Origin of the sequence: Bradyrhizobium sp. CCBAU 45389 (assembly GCF_028128625.1) — a bacterium.
Taxonomy (GTDB): domain Bacteria; phylum Pseudomonadota; class Alphaproteobacteria; order Rhizobiales; family Xanthobacteraceae; genus Bradyrhizobium; species Bradyrhizobium liaoningense_B.
This window is the reverse complement of the sequence record NZ_LBIY01000094.1, coordinates 67,209-88,079: the sequence shown is the minus strand read 5'-3', so window position 1 is coordinate 88,079 and position 20,871 is coordinate 67,209. Positions and strand designations below refer to the sequence as shown.

The following is a 20,871-nucleotide window of genomic DNA, read 5'->3' as shown; positions in this document are numbered from 1 at the left end:
CTGGAGCATCACCAATGAACAAGAAGACTTTGTCGATCGCAGCCGCCGTCCTCGCCATCGCGGGCTCGACTGCCACCTTCGCCGCCGAGCTGCCGGCCTATGAGGCCAACGGCATTCCGGCTTCCCCCCTGCAGGTTCGTGTGCTCGGCGCCAACAAGCTCGAGCAGCAGGTGTCGGCGCCCGCCACCAGCGTGACGGCGCTGCAGGCCAGCGTCCTCGCGCCGCGCACGGTCAAGACCGCGACGGTGGGATCGGTCCGCTAAGCTTCCGCGACAAGCACGGTGCGCGCGCATCGTGCCTATCGCAAGATTCGGGTTTTAAGAAGGCCTCGTATCAGGTTGGAACCGCGCTCCCTTGGGAGCGCGGTTTTTCTTTATGGCAGGAGCCGCGCTGTTTTGCGCGTGTGCGCGGATCGAGAAGACGTGACTGAAAAAGAAGCGCGCGAGCCGGGCGTTGTGTACGGCGGTTCAAGACGCGTGTGATCTTCTTAATAGTTGTTTCGCAGATCGCGGCGCCTGATGCGCGCGCCGCATATTGAGCGGCCAATTCTGGACTCATACTGGAGGTCGTTCATGCCCGTTGCGCAGAAAGCCGCTGTTGCCGGCACCTCGACGCGTGAATTCATTCTCAGGCATCTCGCGCTGTTCGCGGCCGCCGCGCTGTTCGTGTTCGTGCTGAGCCTGACCTACGGCCTCGATCTGAGCCCTGGTTTTTTCTGATGCCGCTGTTTGAGCGGCGTGCAAATCGGGCTACGCGCCTTCGTCACGACGTTGCGTGCCAGCCCTGCGCCCACGTGGGTTGAGCCGCGGCCTCTGCCGACATATCGCTTGATCCATGGATCAGCGGACGAGCGGCGCTGACGCTCTCACTCAGAACAACGATGCGGCACCGGCGCTTCTCGGCGTGGTCTGCGGCCTATCGGCGGCGCTGTTCTGGGCGCTGGGTTTTGCCGGCACGCGGCATGGGCTGAAGGTCGGCTTCACGCCGGTCGATCTGCTCGTGCATCGCTATGTCTGGTCGGGAATCGCGTTCCTGCCGCTGGTCCTGCGCGCCGGCATCTCCGATCTCTGCGGCATCGGCTGGGGCAGGGGCCTTGTGCTGATGGTGCTCGGCGGCCCCGTGATGTCGCTGATCTCCTACACCGGCTTTTTGTTCGTGCCGCTCGGTCATGGCAGCGTGATCCAGCCCTCCTGCGCCACGCTCGGCGGCCTCCTGCTCGCAGCGTTGCTCCTGAAGGAGCGGATCTCCGTCTCGCGGCTCGCCGGGGCCATCATCATCGTCGCCGGTCTCGGCGTCATCGGCGCGGAATCGATCGGCCATATCGGCGCCGAAGGCGTGCAGGGCGACCTGATCTTCGTGCTGACCGGATTGATGTTCGCCGGCTTCGGTGCGGCGCTGCGGCGCTGGCGCGTCTCGGCCGTGTCGGCGGCGCTCGTCATCAACGTGCTGTCGCTGCTGTTGCTGCCGCTCTACATCGCCATCGTCGGGCTCGCTCACGTCGCGGCGATCGGCGTGTGGGAGAACGCAATCCAGGCGCTGGCGCAGGGCGTGCTCGCCGGTCCCGCCGCACTCTATCTGTTCGCGGTCTCGGTGCAGCGCCTCGGCGTCGCCCGCGCCGCGGTGTTTCCGGCCTGCGTGCCCGCCCTGACGTTGCTGACCGGCTGGCTCCTGCTCAGCGAGCCGCCGACGCTGTTGCAGACGGCCGGCCTCGTGACGGTGCTGTGCGGATTCTATCTGGCGCAGCGGCAGCGCTAGGCCGACCCCGAAAACGGGAAGGCCGCCCCTGGGGGCGGCCACTCAAGTCTCAAAGCTGTGATGCAATCAAACGCGTCGTCGAAATGCCAGCCCCGGGTCGATAAAATAGCTACGCGATACAAAGGCCTGCCCGGCAGGAGCCAGATTACACATTTTTCCCGATTGGATAAGAGGAATTGTGCGTTCCGGGGAAGGAACCGGCGTTAGCGTTACCGCGCGGGTCCGCTGGCCCCTCCTCAGGCTTTCCTCACGAACTCCGACTTCAGGTTCATCGCGCCGATGCCTTCGATCTTGCAGGCGATGTTGTGTCCGTCGCTGGCGTCCTGGAGGCGGATGTTGCGCACCTTGGTGCCGCCCTTCACGACCGAGGAGGAGCCCTTGATCTTGAGGTCCTTGATCACGATGACGCTGTCGCCGTCGGCGAGGACATTGCCGTTGGCGTCGCGCACGCCGGCGTCCGGCGCCGTGTCCGCAGCCGCATCCGCCGCACCGCTCCATTCGTGGCCGCACTCCGGGCAGACCCAGAGGTCGCGGTCCTGATAGGCGTGCTCGGAGCTGCACGCAGGGCATTTCATCGTGTCGGTCATATCTTTCTCGTTGAGCGCTTCATTCGCGGCGCGACCGTAGGGGCGGGAACCGGGAAAGCAAGCAAAAGCTCAAGGACGGCCCGGCCCGGTCGCCGCCTGCCGGTGCGATATCACCGGAACAGCGCCACGAAGATCACGTAGAGCCAGCCCAGGATGCCGTGGATGATCGCCCACAGGATCGAATGGTTGTTGGTGTAGGAGATCGCGATGGCGAGCGCCGAGCCGAAGCCCACGCCGTATTTCGCACCCTCGACGCGGACGCCGTAATAGCGATTGCCGTTCATGGTGATCCTTCCGTTGTTCATGCCGTGATTCGTCGCTCGGCGGCGGACACTTCGTTTTCTATGGTCCGATGTGTCTCACGCCAGCCCCTTGACGCCAATCAATTTGGAGGAACGTGCGGCACCATCCCGGATTGCACGCAGCTTGGTCCGCGTTACGCTCGCCCTGCAAATCGCGGAGCGAGCCCGCCATGACCTTCCTGCTCAACATCGACGTCCCCGACGTCGCGCAAGCCACGACCTTCTACACCGCCGCCTTCGGCCTGACTGTCAGCCGCCGCTTCGGTGGCGACTTCGTCGAGCTGCTCGGCTGGCCGGCGCCGGTCTATCTGTTGACCAAGCAGGCCGGCACGGTGGGCGCCGGCGGCGATCGCCGCCGCTACGAGCGGCACTGGACGCCGCTGCATATCGACGTGGTCGTCGATGATGTCGACGCCGCGGTGGCGCGCGCGCTTGGCGCCGGCGCGATCCTGGAGATGCCGGCGCGCGATGCGCCCTATGGGCGGATCGCCATGCTGGCCGATCCGTTCGGGCACGGGTTTTGTCTGCTGGCGTTCAGTGCGAAGGGATATGACGCGCTGCTCGAGAGATAGCCGGACCACGCGCCCGGCACCTCGCGGAATTGCCCGTCAAACAAAAAACATCGAAAACAACCCCATGCACAGTAGAAAACATCAGGGATTTCAGAGTTCTGCGATACCGAAAATTGCGTGACCCGTCGGGCAAAGCCGCCCCATGGGGACGAGCGAGACTCGAGAGCCTGCCGTTCGGTGCGACTTCGGCGATACCGAACAGCATTTGACCCGTCGGGCAAAACAGGGGCATGATGGCATTGTGGCGCCGTGCGACGACCGGGAGCTGATGCGTCGCGAGGCCGCGGGGCGAGATGCCAAAACAACTCAAGAGAAAACTGAGGACCTACCAGACCTCGCTCGGCTTCTACGACCAGGCTGTCGCGGCCCCCTCGATGAAGGCGGCGCTCGAGGCCTGGGGCGCCAGCTCCAATCTGTTCCACCAGGGCGTTGCCAGAGAGAGTGACGATCCCGACGTCGTCGCCGCGACCATGGCCAAGCCCGGCGTCGTGCTCAAGCGTCCGGTCGGATCGGACGGCCCGTTCGCCGAGAGTGCGGAGCTGCCGACCGCTCTCGCCGACGCGGAGAACAAGCCCAAACGTAAGCCCAAGCCGGGCAAGCGTGCCGCCAGGACGGCACACAAACCATCCCGCAAGCGCGACGATCAAGAGGCACGCAAGTCCGCCGCGGCGTTCGAGAAGGAGGAGCGGCGGCGCGAGGCCGAGCGCCGCAAGGAGGATGCCGCCCGCGCCAAAGAGCGCGCGCGCCGCGACAAGGCGGTCGCCGCGGCCGAGGCGGCGCTGGACGAGGCGAGGCAGGAGCACGCGGCGCGCACCGAGGAGATCGAAGCCGCGCGCGCCGCTCTCGACGAGCGCGCCGAGGCCGAGCGGTCCCGATGGGACAAGCAAAGGACGAAGCTGGCGGAGGCGGTGCGCCGGGCGCGCGCGTAGGGGCGCGCAATCCTGGCTACGGCGACAAGCCGCTCATCCGGGTCAAGCTTGCTGCCATAATCGTCGAAGAGTCGAGATCGGTACGACGCCCCCGGTCCTCGGTACATTTCCCGATGGCGGCAAGCGATCGGTTGCGACACGTTGGCACGGCCAAACGTGACGATGGATGCCATGGCCATGCCGACCGGCCGCATCGAGCTGAAGCTTCGGAAGGTGTCGCAGCTCTTCAACACGCTGGATCCGTCGCCATTCAGGGAAAGTGAACTTGCGCTCGACGCCGAAGACTACATCGTGGGCCGTGCGCAGGAATTGCCGATCGATGCGCCCATCGCGATCGTCATTCACCTGCCGCCGGACGAGCTTGCGCAGCCGACCGCAAGCGACATCGTCATCGCGGTGAAGGATCATTTCGACCTTAGAAGCCAGGCGATGACCAGAGAGATGCGGGAGCTGTTCAAGACCGGGCGGCTCTCGCTTGCGGTTGGCCTTTCCATCCTGTCGTTATGCCTGGTGCTCGGCTGGCTCGTGTCGCTAAAGCTGGACGAGAATCCCGTTTCCCGGATCCTGCAGGAGAGCTTCCTGATATTCGGCTGGGTTGCGATCTGGAAGCCGTCCGACATCTTTCTTTACGCGTGGCCTCCGATTGCCCGCCGCAGGGCTCTTTTCCGCCGGCTCGCGGCTGCGGATGTGGTGCTTGATAGCGATGTTCCCTGGCGTTCCCGTTCATCGAAGGAGGAGAAGGATGTCGAGGCCATGTAAATTCGAGTCCAGCATCTTGAACCATGACGAGCAGCAGATTGTTCTGACGTCGCACCATCCCGCGATCGGAGACGTCGATCGCGCGGCTTTGGAGAAATTGCGCAAGCTCCTGCGTGACCTTCGCGACAAGGAACGAACGCTCGCGCACCGCCAACGACGCGTCGCGAAAGGTTCGGCTGATCCTGCTGGACGCCGCACACCGGGGGCGGGAGCAAACACGTTCCGGCGCAAGGAAGTTTTTGTTGCCGCCCTCAAGCGCGTCAACAAGGAGCTGAGACGAGTCCAGAACTTCGAAGCACGGCGCGAACTGGGAGAAGCGGCCCGACGGGCGCTGGCGCTGCGCCGTGCCAGGCAATTCACGCGCCCGGAAAATCATCCGACGCCAAGTGACGGCATGCGTGCGCTGCCGAGCCGTCGTCGAACCGTCAAGCTTCCTCCCTCGAAGATTGGACGGGTTTCGCAGGCCAACAAGAGGGCACAGGCCAGGCGGGACTCACGGCGCTGACCGGATGGCGCCGGCCGCTGCGACGACCTCTGATGGCGGCATGTCGCCAGTCGCAGCGCAGGCGGTGCGTCGGGCGTGAGGAAGCGAATTCGCTTGCCTTGCCTTGAGTCCTTTTGCACTCTGGTGGCAGGGAGGCCAACGCATGACAAAAATGACGCTCGCCTGTGCGCTCGGAACGGCCCTGGTGCTGTGCAGCCTCGGGATATCGGGTGCGGAAGCCCGGACGCGGAAGGCGCAAGTCGTTCGCGCACCGCAGGAGAGGCTGATCGTCACCGCGCCTGTGCTGAGGCCGACGCCGTGGGATTACAATATCGTTCCACGCTATCGCTATCGCCCTGAAGACGACCGGGTCGATCCCTACGGCCCGCCGCTGGTGCCGTCATATATTCGCTACGAGGCGTGGCGCTGGCCGTATTGGTGGTAATGATCGACAATTCGTAGGGTGGGCAAAGCGACTTGTCCGCCGTAGCTCGAAGAGCGAAGGCGGAAGCGTGCCCACCAGCGCTATCTCAACACGTCATGGTGGGCACGGCGCAAGTGCGCCTTTGCCCACCCTACGGCACTGTAGCCCGGATGAGCGAAGCGATATCCGGGACGTTGTGCCGAGGCATTCCCCGGATGTCGCTGCGCTCATCCGGGCTACGCTCCTTTGCCAATCCCCGTCCTCCGCCGCACGCGCAAAACTGCGGCTTCATCGCGTTGACCCTGGCGGCATAGCCCGCAACCATGGGAGGTTGCGCGATGATGAACCCCTCATCGCTGCGTGCGGCGTCAACGATCGGGAAAAAATGGCAAAGCTGCGACTGTCAAGTATACATCGGGGTGGAATGCCACTTACCCCCGTAATAAACCCAATACTGTTTGGGGTTCTGGGTGCGTATTGGGAGGACCAATCATGGCAAGTGTTGAACAATTGCGCAGACGGGAAGGCGTGAATCTGGTTCAGCTCGAGGCCGACATTTCGTCGGTACGCTCGGGAAGCTCTCTCACTTCCATTGCATTGCCTGATTACGTCGAGCACACCGCGGGCGTCACGCGCGTCGGCGCGCTCAGTGCAGAGGCGGTCATTCGCGACTATGAGTCAGCCGCAAAAGAGATCGAGGCCATGGGCACCGAGTTGATCGACGCCGCGCAAAAATGCGAGGCGCTGACGGCCCAGGTCCATGATGCGATCGCCTTCATGCGGGAAACGGCGGCGGGGTATCGTGAAGAGGGACGGAAGATCTTCAAGCGCATCGAAGAATGCGCGCTGTTCACCGAGGACGTCCGCAAGACATGCGAACACGTCAAGCGCAGAATGGCGGAAGTCTCGGTAGGCCCGTCTCCCGATGAGGAGCTTGCACCGGAAGATTCCGAGATGACCGGGATCGCCGCCACGGTGTCGATGACCGAAGTCCGGTGAGGCGGGCGTAGGTCCGTAGGGTGGGTTAGCTTCCCGCGACTGCGCAAGGCGCAGCTCGCGCAGCGTGACCCACCACTTCTGCCTCCGCGGAAATCAAGAGGTGGGTTACGCCAGCGGACTGCGCTTCGCGCCGCCGCAGGCTAACCCACCCTACGGCACTGTCTCCGCGCCTTTCGGGCTACCAATCCGGATCGTAGGGGTCGTAGGGCGGAGGCATCCAGCGGCCGCGCGGCGGCGGCCTGAACCGCCGGGGTGCGGCGTCCGGCACGTGCGGCCGGGCGCGCGCTTCGTTGTTCATCACGCTGCGCACGACGGGCTTGGCGGCTGCAGGCGCGGATGACGTGGTCAGTTGCGTTTGCAGCGCCTGGACCTGCGCGGCGAGGCGCGCCTTGTCTGCCGCATCCTTCTCCTGCGCCGCCTTGAGCTGTTGAATGGTGGCGGCCTGCTCGCGCAGGGTCTGCTCGTTGCTGCTTTTCAGCTGCTCGAGCTTGCCGCTGATGCTCGCAAGCTCGCTCGTGATGGCCTTGAGCGATTGCGCGAGTTCGGACGATGACGCCTCGGGCGCCGTGGCGCCGGGCTTCGGGGCGCTTTCCGTGTCCTTAGGCACCGGCGGCGCCGGCACCGGGCTCGGCTCACCCGCAGCAGCCAGCAGTACGGCCTGCGGCTGCGCCGGGCTTTCCACCGCGGCCGCTTGCGGGGAACTGTTCGCGGCCGGCGGGGCCCATCGTGCGATGATCGACTGGCTGATCGATTTTGCCTCATCGCGATATTGCGAAGCGAAGGCAGCGCCGAGAAGGCCGATCGCCAGCACGAGGCCGACCAAAGCGCGCATCATGGTCCGATCTCCCTTCAAGCCTTGATCGCGAACCGCGACCTTCGGAACCTTCGCATCCGGCGTCGACGCCTTGTTTCCGGGAGTGGCGTCTGCCGTCGCACCAGGGCTTGCGTGCGAGGCTCGCTTGCCTTCGCTGTCGCGTTCCATTCCGGAAACCAGCCGGTCCAGCCGCGCAAGGTCTTCCTCTGCGCTCTTGATCCGGTCATAGGCCCGCGCCAGCCCGCCCTCGGCGCGCGCCTCGTCCGGCTTGGCGGCATCAGGCTTGGAAGCATCAGGCTTGTCGGTATCAGGTTTGGGGTCGTTCGTTTCAGGCACCGATGCGCTCTCCATCCGGTCGGGCGTCAATGGGAGGCAGTCCGATCATGGGAAGGATAGGTCTCGCCGCTATCAGACACAACGCGTGTGCCAAGGAAAAATTATGGCGGGCTCGGCACACGATGCGCGACACGGCGTTGTCGCGCGATCGCTTTGAATTTTCCGGCACTGAAACAGCCGGCGGCTGCTACCCCAGGCATCCCTGCGACGTGCTATGCTGTCGCGGGAGGAATCGCAATGAAGGTCCCTGCCGCGATACTCGCCCTGCTTCTTTCAAGTCCGGCCGCCGCCCAGGAGTGCCAGACATGCTCGATGGCCGACGCCTGCATGAAGGAATACGCCAAGACGACGGCGGAGGCCCAGCGGGCCACCAGGCAAGGCATCCGTGATTGGAAGCAGAATCTGGACAGAAAGGCCTCTGCAGAATTGTCCAGCAGGGGCATCCTCGCATTGCAAGACGCCATGGAGGCACAGGTCCGTACGGAGCTGGAGCGCCTGAAGGAGTGCCTGGCGAAGATCAGGTAGGGTGCAAAGGAGGATCCGATGAAATCGCTTTTGCTGCTTACGGCGAGCGGTCCGCTGCTTGTTCTCACCTCGCATCAGTCCCTGAACGACCTGAAGCTTCTTGGAGTGCTCAGGCAAAAAGGTATCGGCAAGTTCGTCGCGTTCGAGGTTCCCTTGTCGCTGGCCAGGGAGCGCTACGGCGGGCACTTTCATGCGGTTGAAAGCAACCTGCACGAGACCGATGATTTGAGAGTGCTCGACTTCAATGGCCAGCGGGTGTTTCAGCTGTTTCGTTTCGAAGAGCTCGGTTCACCGATCCTGATCGAACAGTCGTGATCGGTTTTGCCCTGCGGCATGATCCGTTGCGAAAAACCTGTTCATAGGGTTGCGGCGCCGAAAGGAGCCAGTTGAGCAGCGCTGTTCTCACCATGAACGTTCCCTTGGAGGAACGGGCGCTGGTTCATTCCGTTTCCTCGAGGGGGCTTTTCGGAGGAGGACAACATGAAAGCAAGGATCATCGCGCTTGCGGCTGCCGTTGTCATGGCTACAGCGCCAGCCGTGTTTGCTCAGGGTGTATCGAGCAAGACGCCAGGTCATGAGATGCAGAAAATGGGTTCCAAGACGGGCGAGCCGGGCGCTTCCAGCTACGCTCCTGGGCATAAGAAGAAGCATCACGCGAAGTCCGCGAAGAGCACCAGCCCCGGCGCGTCGAGCTACGCCCCGGGTCAAACCACAGGTCAAACCACCGGCGCGAGCACGAGGCCGACCACCGGCTCGAGCAAGTCAGGGTACTGAACGCCAGGCGGTTCTTAGGTCCAGGCACTGACGGGACACAACGACCGGTCGGACGCAGGATGGGTTGAGCCCATCACGTCAAATGGTGAGCAGGGCTTCCGGTCGTTAGTGACGAGTCGCGCGGATTTCGAGCGTCGTCTGCGTGAGCTTGGCCACGAACCCCTCAAGATGCATGACCCTTTGTTTGGTCATTTGTTCATGCAACACGGCGATCTTCTGGGATTCGGTGACAAAGGAGTCGCACACCTGTTTCGCGTACTCCATCTGAAGCTCAAAGGCCTCGACGGGTGAGCGCGCCGTCGCGAGCTTTTCCAGGAAGGTCCAGGCGTGCTCAAGCGACGTCTTGATGTAGCCGCTATAGGCATCGGCAATCGCCTGCGTGCCGGCCAGGGAGGGTTCCACCGGTGCGACGGGCGCGCTGGCAGCGATCTCTGTCCCGGACGGCAAGGCTGCGGGCGAGGGTACCTGCGCACTGATCGGTGGGCTCGTCTCTACCTCTTGCTCGGTCTCTTGCCTGTTCTCTTGCTCGTTCTCTTGCCGTTTCTCTTGCTCGTTCTCTTGGCTGATCTCCACCGAGGCATCCGGCAATGGATGCGCTGCAGTTGCGTGTTGCTCGCCGGCCCCGGTCCGCTGCCCGGCCTTCTTCTTCCCGCCGCGCCGGCCGGATTTTCCCGTTGGCTTATTTTCTATCCTACTCAACATTGCAAATGGCTCCTGAATATCGCTGAAGCCCGCAAGCCTCCGTCGCGTTTGCGCTGAAATCGCGATTGTGGGTTGTCGCTTGCGTGGCGGCCATGTGGTGAGATTTTGCCGGGCATCGGCAGGGCCGCAGGGTGGGTAAACCGAAGGCGTAACCCGGCGCGCGGAGGTGGTGGGTTACGCCAGCGGACGGCGCTTCGCGCGACCGCCAGCTAACCCACCCTACGGATCTACGGATCCTCCGCCGCCAGCCGCAAAAACTGCCGCTTCATCGCGTTGACCTTCCCGACATAGCCCGCGACGAGGTGATCGCCGCAGCGTGTCCCAGCGATCATCTGAAACTTGCGGCGCGCGAAGGCTGTGGCGGGACCTGCGCCGCAGAGATGGATGAAGGCGGCCAGATCCTGCTTCTGCTCGCGGCTGGCCTTCACGTCACCCGCGAGACCGAGAACCATGGCCACCTGGCGGTCCAGATACACCGACGTCAGCTCGATGGCATGGCTCGGGATCGCGCGGACGTAGAAGAACGTCGACCCGCATCCGGTCTCCGTAACCGCGTTGCCGCGAACACAGAACCGCGCGGCCTCCGCGAAGGCCGGATCGGTCATCTGGAAGAGCCCGACCGCGCTGGAGGCGGGCCGGTAGATCGCCAGCGGATTAAAGCTCCACCGCCAGCGCCAGTAAGTGCGCGCCACCGGATTGCCAGAGCTCTCCACCTGCGCAAGTGCGGCCAGCAATTCGGGGGTGATGGTGGTGGTGGAGTAGGTGCGGAAGAGGGGGGCGTAGTGGCGCCAGGTTTCGGATGGGTCCTTGTCGAGGGAATTGCCGACGAAGACGAAGAGTTCGGTTGGCTTGCGGATGACGTGATAGGCGAGGTTCAGGAGGGCGAGGGCTGCGAGCAGGATAGCCAGGCCGGCCGCGATCCGAACCATCCGTGGTGCGCGCGAGAACTTCTTTCGTGCCCACTGGGCGCGCCGCCTAACGCTGCGCAGTCGAGGGAGGAGTGGACGATGGGAAGTGGACATTCTGGCTGACTGTGCGGGCTTTGGCTGGCGCAGCGGCAGGGCCAATCGCCGTGCGCCCAAAAAAAAGTCATACCGCAATTGTGAATTACTCCACAGACGGCGGCTGTCCAGTCTGTTTATCTGCCGCCAACGGGCCTCTCGTGCGCGCGTTTGGCATTGCGCATCTGGCGCCTTCGCATTTCGAAATTTCTGGGTGATCGCTATGGGCGTTTTTCATCGCACAGCCATGCTTTGCAGCTGGTTCATCGAATCCACCATGAGCGGGTGTACCGAGAGATTTCGTGTGCGCTGAACAGGGCGCACAGAGATTTTTTCGAGGCCCCGCCGGTGACGGACGGGGCTTTTTCATGTTCGCAATTTGCCCATTCCGCCTGGCGGAGCCTTCGCGAGAAGGAGGCAGGGTCATGTGGAAGTATTTTGGACCCGATTTCGCTTTCGACGTGGTGAAAGGAGTGGTCGCCGGAATAGCCTCAATGGCATTTCAGGTCGTGGCACCACGAACCTTTCGTGCCGCAAAGCAGTTTCGTGCGCGCTGGGTTGCGAGGAAAGCGGCGAGGCGAGCTGCGAGACGGGCTCGCTGCAAGGCGGTCGCGAGGGATGGGCGGTGAGATGCAAGTCGCCCGGATAAAACTTGTAGGGTGGTTAGCCGCAGGCGCAACCCACCACTTCTGTTGCCGCGGATAACTAAGAGGTGGGTTACGCTTCGCCGACCCACCCTACGTCCTGTACCTCTCTAGCGACGGCCATCCGTCCGTCGGGTTAATTGCGGGTCTTTATCCTTGCGACCGCGGCAGCTCCAGCAGTCGCATCAAGCGAGTAGAACATGTAGGGCGTATTATGCCTGTTGCGGCAGGGGACAGGCCGTCCGGTTACGCCCATCGATGCGATATTAAACGTATCCATGTTGGTATTCACGATCGGCCCCATTTCGAAATAGTAGGACATGCCGGGCTGCACGCGAATCTCGGCCTCGCACCCCACGGAATCCATCGCCCCAACAACGGTGATCGTGTGTGGCCCCGCCGGCCGATCCACGAGGATGTATGTGGCAACGGCGAGCTCGCCCACCACTTTGCCATCGACCCTGATGTCCGGTTTGCCAAGCCGGCTCAAAACGCTGGGGTGCCGGATGAAGTAGATGTGGCCCTGCCGCGCGTCTGATGTCTGGTTTTGAGCATCGCGGGCGGAGGTCTCTGCGGCGTAGGCTTGCAGCAACAGAAGTGTGCTCAATGCAAAAATCGATTTCAGAAACTTACCGTACAACCGAGTGGCCCACGCAGGCCAATCCCATTCACGTGTCATCACCCCTGCGCCCCAAACCAGTTCATGCAAGCATGGGTTGAGAGCCTACCAATCATTTCCGTGCGCGGAAAGACTGAGTATGCGGGTAGGCCGTAGTATTTGAAGCTCATCGTCTTCGCGCGACATGATTTATGATTGATGGGTATCGCTGCGCTCAACCCATCCTACGAGCTACGAGACGGGTACGCAGCAATGCGGTGGCCAATGACGAGCGTTGAGGAGCGAGGGGCCCGACGCATTAAGCGATGAGGTTGCTGAAATAAAAAGGGCGGCCGAAAGGCCGCCCTTCGCATTGTCCGGATCTAACGATCCTCGAGACGTTCTGCCGCCTTACGAACACCCCGTCGTGCTGCCGCATGTATCGCACTTCATACAGGTCCCATTCCGCACCAGCGTGAAGTTGCCGCACTCCGAGCACATCTCGCCTTCGTAGCCCTTGGCCTTGGCTTCGGCGCGGCGCTCGGCCTTGGTGGGGACGATGGTCTGGGCGGTGCCGGCCTTGCTCCACTGCAACTGCTCGAGCTTCTCCGTGGGGGAGAGGTCGTGGGCCGCTTCCTGCTTCAGGGCGACGGCGCCTTCGATGGCATCGCCGACACGGGCGCTTGCGCCGTGCGAGGCAAGCGCGGTGACCTTGCTGCCGCCGGCGGGGGCGCTGTCGTTGCCTTGCGCGACTGCGGTCGAGCCGCCGCGCATCACGACGAGGTTGTCGGTCCGCGAGCGGGTGAGGCCGCGCGAGACCAGCCTGGTCGCATGGTGGCCGCCGTCCTCGTCCGGCTCCTTGCCTTCCTCGACGCCCTTGCCGAGCGCGTCAAAGCCGGTCTCGTTGGGATCGACGTGCGCGAGGTCGAAGCGCGACATGTAGCTCACCGCCAGTTCGCGGAAGACGTAGTCGAGGATCGAGGTCGCGTACTTGATGCTGTCGTTGCCCTGCACGGGGCCCGCCGGCTCGAAGCGGGTGAAGGTGAAGGCGTCGACATATTCATCGAGCGGCACGCCGTATTGCAGACCGAGGGAGACCGCGATCGCAAAATTGTTGATGAAGGAGCGGAGCGCGGCGCCTTCCTTGTGCATGTCGATGAAGATCTCGCCGAGACGGCCGTCATCGTACTCGCCGGTGCGCAGGTAGACCTTGTGGCCGCCGACGACCGCCTTCTGGGTGTAGCCCTTGCGGCGATCCGGCATCTTCTCGCGCTCGCGCATCACGATGATGCGCTCGACCAGCTTCTCGACGATCTTCTCCGAGACCTGGGCGGTGCGCGCCGCCATCGGCTTCTCGTAGAGATGGTCGACCGCATCGTCCTCGTCCTCATCGTCGCTGATGAGCTGCGAGTTGAGCGGCTGGCTGAGCTTGGAGCCGTCGCGATAGAGCGCGTTGGCCTTCAGCGCCAGCTTCCACGACAGCATGTAGGCGGACTTGCAGTCCTCCACCGTCGCGTCGTTCGGCATGTTGATGGTCTTGGAGATCGCGCCCGAGATGAAGGGCTGGGCCGCTGCCATCATGCGGATGTGGCTCTCGACCGAGAGGTAACGCTTGCCGATCTTGCCGCAGGGATTGGCGCAGTCGAACACCGGATAGTGCTCGGCCTTCAGGTGCGGGGCACCTTCCACCGTCATCGCGCCGCAGATGTGGACGTTGGCCGCCTCGATCTCGCGCTTGGTGAAGCCCACGGCCTGGAGCAGGTCGAAGCCGGGGGCTGCGATCGCCTCGGCGCCGATGCCGAGCTGGTCGCGGATGAAATCCTCGCCAAAGGTCCACTTGTTGAAGGCGAACTTGATGTCGAAGGCGGTCGGCAGGGCCTTCTCGACCTTGGCGATGGCTTCATCGGTGAAGCCCTTGGCCTTGAGGGTCGAGGCGTTGATGCCGGGCGCGTTGGAGAGCGAGCCGTGGCCGACGGCATAGGCCTCGATCTCCGCGATCTCGCTCTCGCGATAGCCGAGCGCGCGCAGCGCGGAGGGCACCGCACGGTTGATGATCTTGAAGTAGCCGCCGCCGGCCAGCTTCTTGAATTTTACAAGTGCGAAGTCCGGTTCGATGCCCGTCGTATCGCAGTCCATCACAAGGCCGATCGTGCCGGTGGGCGCGATCACCGTGGTCTGGGCGTTGCGATAGCCGTGCTTCTCGCCGAGCTCGAGCGCCGCATCCCAGGCCGCCTTGGCATGGGTGATGAGGTCCTGTTGCGGGCAGGAGGCGTGGTCGAGCGGCACCGGGTTGACGCTGAGCGCCTCGTAGCCGGACGCCTCGCCATGCGCGGCGCGGCGGTGGTTGCGGATGACGCGCAGCATGTGCGCGGCGTTCTTCTTGTAGCCGGGGAAGGTGCCGAGCTCGGCCGCGATCTCGGCCGAGGTCTTGTAGGTGATGCCGGTCATCACCGCGGTCAGCGCGCCGCAGAGCGCACGGCCTTCCTTGCTGTCATAGGACAGGCCCATGGTCATCAGCAGCCCGCCGATATTGGCGTAGCCGAGGCCGAGCGTGCGGAACTCGTAGGAGAGCTCGGCGATCGCGCGCGAGGGGAACTGCGCCATCATCACCGAGATTTCGAGCACGATGGTCCAGAGCTGGCAGAGGTGCTCGTAGCCGGCGACGTCGAACTGCTTGGTCGTGGTGTTGTAGAACGTCAGCAGGTTCGCCGAGGCGAGGTTGCACGCCGTGTCGTCCAGGAACATGTATTCCGAGCACGGATTGGACGCGCGGATGTCGCCGGACGCCTTGCAGGTGTGCCAGTCGTTCATCGTGGTGTTGAAGTGCAGGCCCGGGTCGGCCGACGCCCAGGCGGCGTAGCCGATCTTCTCCCAGAGGTCGCGCGCCTTCAGCGTCTTCGTCACCTTCTTGGAGGTGCGGGCGTTCAGGTTCCAGTCGCCATCGGTCTCCACGGCGCGCAGGAAGTCGTCCTTGAGCGAGACCGAGTTGTTGGAGTTCTGGCCGGAGACCGTGAGATAGGCTTCGCTATCCCAGTCCGTGTCGTAGGTGTCGAACTGGATGTCCTTGTAGCCTTGCTTGGCGAACTGGATGACGCGCTTGATGTAGTTGTCAGGCACGAGGCTGCGGCGCGCGAGCTTGATCTCGCGGCGGAGTGCCGGGTTCTTCTCGGGATCGAAGCAATCGTCGCCCGAGCCTTCGCAGTTCACGCAGGCCTTCAGCACCGCCTTGAGGTGCTTCTGGTTGATCTTCGAGCCGGTGACGAGGGCGGCGACCTTCTGCTCCTCCTTCACCTTCCAGTCGATATAGGTCTCGATGTCGGGGTGATCGACGTCGACGACGACCATCTTGGCCGCGCGGCGCGTGGTGCCGCCCGACTTGATCGCACCCGCGGCGCGGTCGCCGATCTTGAGGAAGCTCATCAGGCCGGACGAGCGGCCGCCGCCGGAGAGCTTTTCGCCTTCGCCGCGCAGGCGGGAGAAGTTGGAGCCGGTGCCGGAGCCGTATTTGAACAGGCGGGCTTCGCGGACCCAGAGGTCCATGATGCCGCCCTCGTTGACGAGGTCGTCACCGACACCCTGGATGAAGCAGGCGTGCGGCTGCGGGTGTTCGTAGGCCGACTTGGACTTGGTCAGCTTGCCGGTGAAGGGGTCGACGTAATAGTGGCCCTGGCCGGGGCCGTCGATGCCATAGGCCCAGTGCAGGCCGGTGTTGAACCATTGCGGCGAGTTCGGCGCGACCATCTGCATGGCGAGCATGTAGCGGAGCTCGTCATAGAAGGCCTGGGCATCCTCGTCGGAGGAGAAATACTTGCCCTTCCAGCCCCAATAGGTCCAGCAGCCGGCCAGGCGGTCGAACACCTGTTTTGCGCTGAGCTCGCTGACGAAACGCTCTTTCTCCGGGAGCGCGGCGAGGGCTTCGGTATCCGGCACGGAGCGCCACAGGAAGGAGGGGACGGATTCCTCCTCGACCTTCTTCAGGCGCGCGGCGACGCCGGCTTTCCGGAAGTACTTTTGGGCGAGAACGTCGGAGGCGACCTGCGACCACTCGGTCGGGACCTCGACGTTATCAAGCTTGAACACGACCGAGCCGTCGGGATTGCGAATCTCCGACGTGGTCAGGCGGAATTCGATTCCCGCGTAAGGTGACTGTCCCGAAGTGGTGTGGCGCCGCTCAATCCGCATGGTCTTGCCCCGTCCTTATCTTTGACCGGTCCCGCCCCTCGTTGAGGGCGTGCCGGGTCGTCATTTCGCTTCGCGCTTCCTCGAGGGCCTCATCGGCCCAAAGGCTTCGCAGTTCAGCCGGTGGATTCCGGCCCAGTTTCTCCCGACGTGATTCCTCGATGCGTGCATCGATCATCCGCCGGCATGTCCACGCTCATCCGCCCCAACGGGATGCGCGCGACATGCGTTCAACGCCCCACAACGTCACTTCTTCAACCGATGCCATTCGAGCCTTTTGCCGGCCCGTTCTGGCGCCCGAAAAGTCCCTTTCACAGGGCAGACAAGCCCTTATTCCGCTGCCTTTGGCTGGCCGGCGGAGTGGTGATTTGCGAGACCCTTTGGGGGAGTGCCGGCGGGACGCAAACTCACTCGCGCCGAACGGACCGAAAGCTAGGACTCTCCGTTGCGCCCGTCAAGAACTAGTGCGAGTTCCTGAATCAAATACTAAATATGGTGGATTGCGGGGGATAACAGGGGGCATGCCCGCGCCTGTTGTTGTGCCAAGTATCAGTGAGTCCTCAGGGATTCCCAACTGAAAAAATTTGCATTCCGTGACGATGCGGACCTTCATCCCGCTGTTCACAGGGCAGCTATATTTTTGAGCAATGGGATTGCGTCATCAGGACTCACGTAGCCCTACGGAGGGTGAGGGCAGGCATGCCCGCCGAGGTGGTGGTCGGAGGTGCGAATCCGGGCCAAGCTGAGCCCGATTTGCCGGACTACCCACATGCATGATTCGACTCGCCGGGATGCGCGACCGCGCATCGCCCCGGCCGGCCTGATGTTCCTTGCGATTACCTCGATCGGCTGGGGCTTCAATTGGCCGGTGACCAAATTCCTGCTCGCCGAGCTGCCGCCGCTCACCCTGCGCGGGGTCACGGGCGTGCTCGGGGCCGTGCTGCTGGCGGCGCTGGCGCTCGTCCGCCGGCAGAGCCTGAAGGTGGAGCCGGGGGTCTGGCCCCGCCTGCTCACCGCCGCCATGCTCAACGTCACCGGCTGGATGGTGCTGATGGGCCTGGCGCTGCTCTGGCTGCCGGCGAGCGAGGCGGCGCTGATTGCCTACACCATGCCGGTCTGGGCCTCGATCATCGCCTGGCCGGTGCTCGGCGAGCGGCCGACCGTGCTGCGCACGCTGGGGCTGGTGATGGCCTTTGCCGGCCTTGCCTCGATCATGGGCGGCAACGGCATTGCCGCCAGCGCGGAGAAGCTGCCGGGAATCATCATGGCGCTGGGCGGCGCGTTCGGCTTTGCCGTCGGCACGGTGTTCTCGAAGAAATACCCGATCCACCTGCCGCCGATCACGGCCGCGGCCTGGCAGATCGGGATCGGCTGCCTGCCAATCTCGATCATCGGCCTCCTGGTCGAGACCACGCATCTGTCGCTGGTGACGCCGGTCGGCTGGTGGCTGCTGGTCTATTCGACCGTGGTGCAGTTCTGCATCGCCTATGTCAGCTGGTTCGCAGCGCTGGCGCGCCTGCCGGCGTCCGTCGCCGCGATCGGCACCATGGCGGTGCCGGTGATCGGGGTTGTCGCCTCCGCGCTCGCGCTGCATGAGCCGCTCGGGGCAGGGCAGATCGCCGGGCTGGTCTTCACGCTGGCCGCCGTGGTGCTGGCGACGCGCTAGCCGTCCGGACGCCGGGTATCAGTGGTCCTGAGGCTCTTTCTCTCGCCGGCGTTGTCCCGAGCCCGGCGGTTTCAACGGCAGGTCAGCAGGCGCGACAGCAAAGACTTCGAGGGCCTCGTCGTAGCCTTTGATGGTCCGCTGTCCGAGCGATGCCAACGGAACGCTATCCCTTACCCTTCCAGCGATAGTGGGATCAGCCAGGATCTGCGCGTCCTTCGCGAGATTGCAGAGCCGCGACGCCAAATTCACCACGGCTCCCATCGCCGTGTAGTCGAGCCGACCGTTATAACCAACCGTTCCTACCGTTGCCGGTCCCATGGCAACGCCCACACCAAAGCCGATCGCGTGGCCGGCGTCGCACCATTTGCCGGCAAGGGACTGCACCGTCATTTGCAGGTCGATCGCGAGTCGGACCGCTTGAGTTGCCGGCTGTTCGCATGCGACCGGGGCATTGACCAGGAGCATGACTCCGTCGCCATCAAAGCCGATGAGCGTTGCCTCGTGACGAGTCGTTACGGCGCCGACGGCCTCGTAGTACTCGCGCATGACGGCCATGATGACATCGGGTTCATTGCGCGTGGAGAATGCCGTGAAGCCGCGCAAGTCTCCAAAAATGACAGCCACTTCACGTCGCTGCCCTTCGAGCAGTTCATGAGAATGCTCGACCAATTCGGCGACCTGTGATGGCAGGAACTGCTTCAGCCGTTCGATCCGCGCAGATTTCTGCTGCGAGATCGCCAGTTCAGAAGCCATTTCATTGAAGCGCAACGCCAGTTGCTGCAACTCGTCACCGCTGAAGATTTTGATGCGATGCTCGAATTGTCCGGTTCTGATCCGCTCCACGCCCTCTTCCAGTTGCTTGATCGGGCCGGACATTCTGTGCGCGCGCCAATAGGCGAGCGCCAGCGCGATAAGAACACCAAAGACAATGAGAATTGACGAGCGCCACAACGCCGCGCGAATTGATGCAAAGGCTTCCGAGGCCGGCTGCATCGCGATCACCGTCCATCCCACATCGGCGGCCTGAACGGATAGCGCCACCACCGGCTTGCCTTGGTCCCCGGTTATCACCGCCGCTCCGCTCGCCACGCCAACGAGATGCTTGATCCGGCCGAAACTGTCCGAGCTGGCGCGGCCGCGCAGAACCAGACTGATATCGGGATGTGCGATCAGATGACCGGAGTCATCGACAACAATGGCGTAGCCGGTCTCGCCAATTCTAATGGCTGCGATGACATCCCAGATCAGCTTCAGATTGACCTCGGCGATCGCAACCCCCGCGGCCGGCAGGCTCCCGGCAACCGCTATCCTCATGTAGGGCTCTGAATCTCGCTGGTACTGAACCGGTCCGTACCAAACCTTGTTGGCGCGTGCGCCCATAACAGCGGGATCCGTAGACATATCAATGCCGCGCCCGGTCCTGTTCAGAAGCAGCCTGGAAACAAAGACCCGTTCGGTGCCGGTCTCATCCAGAAGCGAAACCGAAACGATTGCAGGCACCTGCTGGAGGAGGCGCAAGGCATCGATCTTATGTTGCGCATCGTCTCCGGCAGACCAGGGAAGCTGCACCATCCAACCCAGCTGATCTCGGATGCCATCGGTGAACGCCTCGATCCTGTCGGACGCCGCGCGAGCATCGGCCTGCAGCACCGCGCTGATCTGGCGGCGCTGGTCTCGGTAACCGAAAGAAGCCTCGACGGCCGCGCCGAGTATCAGAGGCACGACCGCAGCGACAAACAACGTCGCGAAGTACTTGCAGAACAGCGAGCGACGCGGGGGCATCGTACACGATAAGGACTGCGCAGCACCGTCCGTCATGACTACTCTCAGGAGATCACCTTGCTGGCGCGAAACAGGATCGACGACACATCCAGGTCGATACCCAGAAGCCTGGCTGTCTTCAGATTGACTGCCAGTTCAAACTTCTCGGGGCGCATCACCGGAAGATCTGACGGATTTTCACCGCGCAGGATGCGGTCGGCATAAGTCGCAAGCCGAAAATAGGTCGTGCGCTGGTTTGCGCCGTAACTCAAGAGACCTCCAGCGTCACAGTATTCAGACCAGCCAAACATCGAAGGCAGCCGGTGCGCGATTGCAAACTCCGCAATCCTCGCACGATGCACCAGCGTCACAGCATCGGGAAACACGAGGAGAGCATCCGCGTCCACCTTGCCGGCAGCCATCAACCCATTCTCGATTTCGCGAGCGCCACTGAACGGAACGTAGGCTGCCTCAATGCCGAGATTCCGGCACGACTCCAAGGTCGCACGCCATTCCAGTGGCTCTCCCGGATGATCCGTGTTCGAGAAGACCGCCAGTTTTCGCAGCTTTGGATAAATGTCCTTGAGCAGCTCAACGCGCTTTCCTGCCAGCTCGAGCGACAGGAATGTGCTGCCGGTGAAATTGGTGCCGGGGTGAGCAAGGCTCTTCACCACACCCAAAGCGACGGGGTCACCGCTCAATGCAAACAGCACGGGGATGTCGGTGACCGCAGTCATGACGCGTGTCGCCGGACCGCTCGAGACCACAAGGTCGATATCCCCTCGCTGCAACTCGGAGACGATCTTGCGCAGTGCCTGCGGATCTCCGGGGGCATAATGCGTCTCGAGGGTTACGGTCTTGCCCTCGACGTATCCCAGGGCGCGCATTCCCTCGCGAAAGCCGTCCAGGAAGGGATCCGGTTCGGACTGAGTCGAGACCCAGAAGATACGATGCAGCTTGGCTCCGCCCTGTGCCCGTGCGATCGCAGGCCAGGCCAGCCCTCCACCAATCAACAAGATGAACTCTCGTCTTTTCATGCGAGCACCTGTCGAAGCTGCGC

22 protein-coding genes are annotated in these 20,871 nt (G+C 63.3%); 13 read left to right on the top strand and 9 right to left on the bottom strand.

Going from position 1 to position 20,871, the window contains the following annotated elements:
- The first annotated feature begins 14 nt into the window (after positions 1–14).
- The 3 genes from XH79_RS25675 (at position 15) to XH79_RS25665 (ending at position 1,755) form a co-directional block, all read left to right on the top strand.
- On the top strand, positions 15–263 hold the full coding sequence (locus XH79_RS25675) for a hypothetical protein (protein WP_212337007.1): 249 nt from the start codon (positions 15–17) through the stop codon (positions 261–263).
- A 309-nt stretch (positions 264–572) separates the two neighbouring features.
- Positions 573–719, top strand: coding sequence for a hypothetical protein (locus XH79_RS25670; RefSeq protein WP_271583392.1), 147 nt, complete (start codon positions 573–575; stop codon positions 717–719).
- A 115-nt stretch (positions 720–834) separates the two neighbouring features.
- On the top strand, positions 835–1,755 hold the full coding sequence (locus XH79_RS25665; RefSeq protein WP_271583391.1) for a DMT family transporter: 921 nt from the start codon (positions 835–837) through the stop codon (positions 1,753–1,755).
- A 236-nt stretch (positions 1,756–1,991) separates the two neighbouring features.
- On the opposite strand, the gene XH79_RS25660 is transcribed toward XH79_RS25665, so the two are convergent.
- Entirely contained in the window at positions 1,992–2,342 is a 351-nt protein-coding gene (locus XH79_RS25660; protein WP_212337000.1) for a zinc ribbon domain-containing protein YjdM, read from the bottom strand.
- A 110-nt stretch (positions 2,343–2,452) separates the two neighbouring features.
- Positions 2,453–2,647, bottom strand: a complete 195-nt coding sequence (locus XH79_RS25655) for a hypothetical protein (RefSeq protein WP_212338277.1) — start codon at positions 2,645–2,647, stop codon at positions 2,453–2,455.
- Positions 2,648–2,814: 167 nt separating this feature from the next.
- Here XH79_RS25655 and XH79_RS25650 point away from each other — a divergent pair, with 167 nt between their 5' ends.
- From XH79_RS25650 to XH79_RS25625, 6 genes are all read left to right on the top strand, one after another.
- Complete coding sequence (locus tag XH79_RS25650) at positions 2,815–3,216, top strand: VOC family protein (RefSeq protein ID WP_212336998.1); 402 nt, start codon at positions 2,815–2,817, stop codon at positions 3,214–3,216.
- Positions 3,217–3,509: 293 nt separating this feature from the next.
- Positions 3,510–4,145 (top strand): cell envelope biogenesis protein TolA, encoded by a 636-nt coding sequence (locus XH79_RS25645; RefSeq protein WP_212336997.1) that lies wholly within the window; start codon positions 3,510–3,512, stop codon positions 4,143–4,145.
- A gap of 171 nt (positions 4,146–4,316) precedes the next feature.
- A complete protein-coding gene (locus XH79_RS25640; RefSeq protein WP_271583390.1) occupies positions 4,317–4,904 on the top strand; it encodes a hypothetical protein in 588 nt (195 codons plus the stop codon).
- A 16-nt stretch (positions 4,905–4,920) separates the two neighbouring features.
- Positions 4,921–5,409, top strand: a complete 489-nt coding sequence (locus tag XH79_RS25635; RefSeq protein ID WP_271583389.1) for a hypothetical protein — start codon at positions 4,921–4,923, stop codon at positions 5,407–5,409.
- A 142-nt stretch (positions 5,410–5,551) separates the two neighbouring features.
- On the top strand, positions 5,552–5,833 hold the full coding sequence (locus XH79_RS25630) for a hypothetical protein (RefSeq protein WP_271583388.1): 282 nt from the start codon (positions 5,552–5,554) through the stop codon (positions 5,831–5,833).
- 471 nt (positions 5,834–6,304) lie between these two features.
- A complete protein-coding gene (locus XH79_RS25625; protein ID WP_212336990.1) occupies positions 6,305–6,811 on the top strand; it encodes a hypothetical protein in 507 nt (168 codons plus the stop codon).
- A gap of 178 nt (positions 6,812–6,989) precedes the next feature.
- Here the strand turns inward: XH79_RS25625 and XH79_RS25620 are convergent, their stop codons facing one another.
- Entirely contained in the window at positions 6,990–7,976 is a 987-nt protein-coding gene (locus XH79_RS25620; RefSeq protein ID WP_271583549.1) for a hypothetical protein, read from the bottom strand.
- A 222-nt stretch (positions 7,977–8,198) separates the two neighbouring features.
- Between XH79_RS25620 and XH79_RS25615 the strand changes: the two genes are divergently transcribed.
- From XH79_RS25615 to XH79_RS25605, 3 genes are all read left to right on the top strand, one after another.
- A complete protein-coding gene (locus XH79_RS25615; RefSeq protein WP_212336988.1) occupies positions 8,199–8,486 on the top strand; it encodes a hypothetical protein in 288 nt (95 codons plus the stop codon).
- Between the two features lie 18 nt (positions 8,487–8,504).
- A complete protein-coding gene (locus XH79_RS25610; RefSeq protein WP_211406704.1) occupies positions 8,505–8,801 on the top strand; it encodes a cytosolic protein in 297 nt (98 codons plus the stop codon).
- Positions 8,802–8,966: 165 nt separating this feature from the next.
- Positions 8,967–9,260, top strand: coding sequence for a hypothetical protein (locus XH79_RS25605; protein WP_212336986.1), 294 nt, complete (start codon positions 8,967–8,969; stop codon positions 9,258–9,260).
- A gap of 105 nt (positions 9,261–9,365) precedes the next feature.
- Here XH79_RS25605 and XH79_RS25600 read toward each other — a convergent pair whose 3' ends face one another.
- The 4 genes from XH79_RS25600 to XH79_RS25585 form a co-directional block, all read right to left on the bottom strand.
- A complete protein-coding gene (locus XH79_RS25600; RefSeq protein ID WP_212336984.1) occupies positions 9,366–9,962 on the bottom strand; it encodes a phasin family protein in 597 nt (198 codons plus the stop codon).
- 227 nt (positions 9,963–10,189) lie between these two features.
- Positions 10,190–10,984, bottom strand: coding sequence for a transglycosylase SLT domain-containing protein (locus tag XH79_RS25595; RefSeq protein WP_271583548.1), 795 nt, complete (start codon positions 10,982–10,984; stop codon positions 10,190–10,192).
- Between the two features lie 759 nt (positions 10,985–11,743).
- Positions 11,744–12,247, bottom strand: a complete 504-nt coding sequence (locus tag XH79_RS25590) for a DUF2846 domain-containing protein (protein WP_271583387.1) — start codon at positions 12,245–12,247, stop codon at positions 11,744–11,746.
- A gap of 369 nt (positions 12,248–12,616) precedes the next feature.
- Positions 12,617–16,387 carry a vitamin B12-dependent ribonucleotide reductase gene (locus tag XH79_RS25585; protein WP_271583386.1) on the bottom strand — a complete coding sequence of 1,257 codons (3,771 nt, stop codon included), beginning with the start codon at positions 16,385–16,387 and terminating at the stop codon, positions 12,617–12,619.
- A gap of 766 nt (positions 16,388–17,153) precedes the next feature.
- On the opposite strand from XH79_RS25585, the gene XH79_RS25580 reads away from it, so the two are divergent.
- Positions 17,154–18,050 (top strand): DMT family transporter, encoded by an 897-nt coding sequence (locus XH79_RS25580; protein ID WP_271583385.1) that lies wholly within the window; start codon positions 17,154–17,156, stop codon positions 18,048–18,050.
- Between the two features lie 18 nt (positions 18,051–18,068).
- Here the strand turns inward: XH79_RS25580 and XH79_RS25575 are convergent, their stop codons facing one another.
- Both XH79_RS25575 and XH79_RS25570 read right to left on the bottom strand, forming a co-directional pair.
- Positions 18,069–19,868, bottom strand: coding sequence for a cache domain-containing protein (locus tag XH79_RS25575; RefSeq protein ID WP_271583384.1), 1,800 nt, complete (start codon positions 19,866–19,868; stop codon positions 18,069–18,071).
- An 8-nt stretch (positions 19,869–19,876) separates the two neighbouring features.
- On the bottom strand, positions 19,877–20,848 hold the full coding sequence (locus tag XH79_RS25570) for an ABC transporter substrate-binding protein (RefSeq protein ID WP_271583383.1): 972 nt from the start codon (positions 20,846–20,848) through the stop codon (positions 19,877–19,879).
- Positions 20,849–20,871 lie beyond the last annotated feature (23 nt).

What these genes read in the sequence shown, in the direction of transcription:
- XH79_RS25675 (WP_212337007.1), top strand. Translation starts at nt 15, where the DNA reads ATGAACAAGAAGACTTTGTCGATCGCAGCCGCCGTCCTCGCCATCGCG.
- XH79_RS25665 (WP_271583391.1), top strand. Translation starts at nt 835, where the DNA reads ATGGATCAGCGGACGAGCGGCGCTGACGCTCTCACTCAGAACAACGAT.
- XH79_RS25580 (WP_271583385.1), top strand. Translation starts at nt 17,154, where the DNA reads ATGCATGATTCGACTCGCCGGGATGCGCGACCGCGCATCGCCCCGGCC.
- XH79_RS25595 (WP_271583548.1), bottom strand. Translation starts at nt 10,984, where the DNA reads ATGTCCACTTCCCATCGTCCACTCCTCCCTCGACTGCGCAGCGTTAGG.
- XH79_RS25615 (WP_212336988.1), top strand. Translation starts at nt 8,199, where the DNA reads ATGAAGGTCCCTGCCGCGATACTCGCCCTGCTTCTTTCAAGTCCGGCC.
- XH79_RS25570 (WP_271583383.1), bottom strand. Translation starts at nt 20,848, where the DNA reads ATGAAAAGACGAGAGTTCATCTTGTTGATTGGTGGAGGGCTGGCCTGG.
- XH79_RS25645 (WP_212336997.1), top strand. Translation starts at nt 3,510, where the DNA reads ATGCCAAAACAACTCAAGAGAAAACTGAGGACCTACCAGACCTCGCTC.
- XH79_RS25575 (WP_271583384.1), bottom strand. Translation starts at nt 19,868, where the DNA reads ATGACGGACGGTGCTGCGCAGTCCTTATCGTGTACGATGCCCCCGCGT.
- XH79_RS25640 (WP_271583390.1), top strand. Translation starts at nt 4,317, where the DNA reads ATGGCCATGCCGACCGGCCGCATCGAGCTGAAGCTTCGGAAGGTGTCG.
- XH79_RS25630 (WP_271583388.1), top strand. Translation starts at nt 5,552, where the DNA reads ATGACAAAAATGACGCTCGCCTGTGCGCTCGGAACGGCCCTGGTGCTG.
- XH79_RS25600 (WP_212336984.1), bottom strand. Translation starts at nt 9,962, where the DNA reads ATGTTGAGTAGGATAGAAAATAAGCCAACGGGAAAATCCGGCCGGCGC.
- XH79_RS25660 (WP_212337000.1), bottom strand. Translation starts at nt 2,342, where the DNA reads ATGACCGACACGATGAAATGCCCTGCGTGCAGCTCCGAGCACGCCTAT.
- XH79_RS25610 (WP_211406704.1), top strand. Translation starts at nt 8,505, where the DNA reads ATGAAATCGCTTTTGCTGCTTACGGCGAGCGGTCCGCTGCTTGTTCTC.
- XH79_RS25625 (WP_212336990.1), top strand. Translation starts at nt 6,305, where the DNA reads ATGGCAAGTGTTGAACAATTGCGCAGACGGGAAGGCGTGAATCTGGTT.
- XH79_RS25670 (WP_271583392.1), top strand. Translation starts at nt 573, where the DNA reads ATGCCCGTTGCGCAGAAAGCCGCTGTTGCCGGCACCTCGACGCGTGAA.
- XH79_RS25655 (WP_212338277.1), bottom strand. Translation starts at nt 2,647, where the DNA reads ATGAACAACGGAAGGATCACCATGAACGGCAATCGCTATTACGGCGTC.
- XH79_RS25605 (WP_212336986.1), top strand. Translation starts at nt 8,967, where the DNA reads ATGAAAGCAAGGATCATCGCGCTTGCGGCTGCCGTTGTCATGGCTACA.
- XH79_RS25620 (WP_271583549.1), bottom strand. Translation starts at nt 7,976, where the DNA reads ATGGAGAGCGCATCGGTGCCTGAAACGAACGACCCCAAACCTGATACC.
- XH79_RS25650 (WP_212336998.1), top strand. Translation starts at nt 2,815, where the DNA reads ATGACCTTCCTGCTCAACATCGACGTCCCCGACGTCGCGCAAGCCACG.
- XH79_RS25585 (WP_271583386.1), bottom strand. Translation starts at nt 16,387, where the DNA reads ATGCGGATTGAGCGGCGCCACACCACTTCGGGACAGTCACCTTACGCG.